We start from the raw sequence: 1,827 nt of genomic DNA, 5'->3' as shown, positions 1-1,827 counted from the left end.
CAGCGCATGTCCGCGGAAAGGGAGTCGTTTTCCCCGCCACCATCCTCGCACATAAAAGTCTCGAAACAGAGTCTTCTAAAATCGGGAGCTTTTACTGAATAAGTAAATGACCAATACGATTTGAATGATTTATTCTTTAAGGAAGTTTTCCAAACGGTTCAGTCCTTTTTCGAGTGTTTCCAGGCTGTAGGCGTAGGATAGTCGCAAATAACCTTCCCCGTACTTAGAGAAAGCACTACCAGGAACAAGGGCCAACCCTGCCTCTTTGACTAGCTGAAGCGCAAGATCAAATGTCGATACTCCCCGGTTCTCGAACTTAGGGAAAATATAAAAGGCTCCGTCCGGAGAAGTGTATTCGATTCCCATATTGCTTAATCGTTTTTCAACATATTCTTTACGCATTCTATACGCCTCTTTCATATGCGCAGGATCCTCTTTTCCGTTGTTTAACGCCTCAAGAGCGGCATATTGACTGATGGAACTTGCACATGACACGTTGTATTGGTGAACCTTTAGCATATGCTTTGCAAGCCATTCCGGAGCAAGGAGATAACCGATTCTCCATCCGGTCATCGCGTGGGACTTAGAGACTCCATTTATAATAATCAACTGGTCACGAATAGAAGGAAAGGTCCCAATCGAAATATGTTCTTGCTCATAGACAAGCTCACTATAAATTTCATCCGCAATCATAAACAACTGATGATTTTCAATCACTTGAGCGATATTTTTAAGTTCTTTCTCTGTCAACGAGACCCCTGTAGGGTTAGAAGGATAAGGAAGGATGACCGCTTTCGTATTCGGAGTGATATGCTTTTCAATTAACTCTCCCGTCAATTTGAACTGATTTCCTCGTGTATCGACATGGACGGGTTTTCCTCCCGCCAAACGAATCAACGGTTCATATCCTGGGTACACGGGACCTGGAAGGATGACTTCATCCCCAGGTTTAAGAAGAGTTCGAAGGGTGACATCAATCGCTTGAGAGGCACCCACCGTTACAATGATCTCTTTTTCAGCCTCATAAGTTAACTGATAGGATAGATGGACGTGCCTTTGAATCGCTTTCCGAAGAGGAAGGATGCCAGCATTGTGCGTGTAGATTGTGTGGTTGTCTTGAATCGCTTTAGTGGCCGCCTCTTTGATGTGATCAGGTGTAGGAAAATCAGGTTGGCCGATCGTTAAGGAGACGACATCATCATACTGTCCGACCATGTTGAAAAATTGACGAATGCCGGATATTTGGATGTCTGTTACATTTTGGTTGATCAAATGTTCCATATAGCACCTCTTTATATAGATTTAACAAAATGTTCAAACAATTGAAACATATTGGTTGTCGAAATCTGTTATGATTTGAATGTATTATTGTTGAAAGGAGTTTTAGCATGAGACCCAATCGTATTTCTTTTGAAGATTTAGTGGATCAAAACAAGCAGCAACTACTAAAAGACGAAGAAGCTTTAGATAAAATTGAACGTGATATAGATGAAAAACACGTAAAGAAGTTGGCTCAAGCTCCATATGTAAACTGATGATATCACACGGCAAAAGCACCCGCATAGAAATAAGGGTGCTTTTTTTACGAGCTCATTACCTGAATGGAAGATCTCTCTTTTGTTATACTGAAATTACAAGTCATAGAAAGGGGTCCTTGATTGTGATGGAAGATGTCGGTTTAGTATTGGAAGGCGGGGGAATGCGTGGTGCCTATACAGCGGGCGTATTGGAGTTTTTGTTAGATGAAGATATTCATATTCCCTTTGTTGTTGGAGCTTCTGCTGGAGCATGTAATGGAAGTTCTTATGTAGCAAAACAGAAAAAAAG

3 protein-coding genes are annotated in these 1,827 nt (G+C 41.7%); 2 read left to right on the top strand and 1 reads right to left on the bottom strand.

The window, feature by feature from the left end; translation table 11 throughout:
• Positions 1 to 129: 129 nt before the first annotated feature.
• A complete protein-coding gene (locus tag LD39_RS15140) occupies positions 130 to 1,281 on the bottom strand; it encodes an aminotransferase A (protein WP_035548997.1) in 1,152 nt (383 codons plus the stop codon).
• A 107-nt stretch (positions 1,282 to 1,388) separates the two neighbouring features.
• Here LD39_RS15140 and LD39_RS22245 point away from each other — a divergent pair, with 107 nt between their 5' ends.
• The gene (locus tag LD39_RS22245) at positions 1,389 to 1,535 is read left to right on the top strand and encodes an FbpB family small basic protein (protein WP_081988474.1); all 147 of its coding nucleotides are present in this window, start codon (positions 1,389 to 1,391) and stop codon (positions 1,533 to 1,535) included.
• 128 nt (positions 1,536 to 1,663) lie between these two features.
• The coding region (locus LD39_RS22240; protein ID WP_197061440.1) for a patatin-like phospholipase family protein at positions 1,664 to 1,827 on the top strand (164 nt) is incomplete at its 3' end.

It is taken from the genome of Halobacillus sp. BBL2006 (genome assembly GCF_000786645.1).
Lineage (GTDB): Bacteria > Bacillota > Bacilli > Bacillales > Halobacillaceae > Halobacillus.
This window is presented reverse-complemented; position numbering and strand designations above follow the sequence as displayed.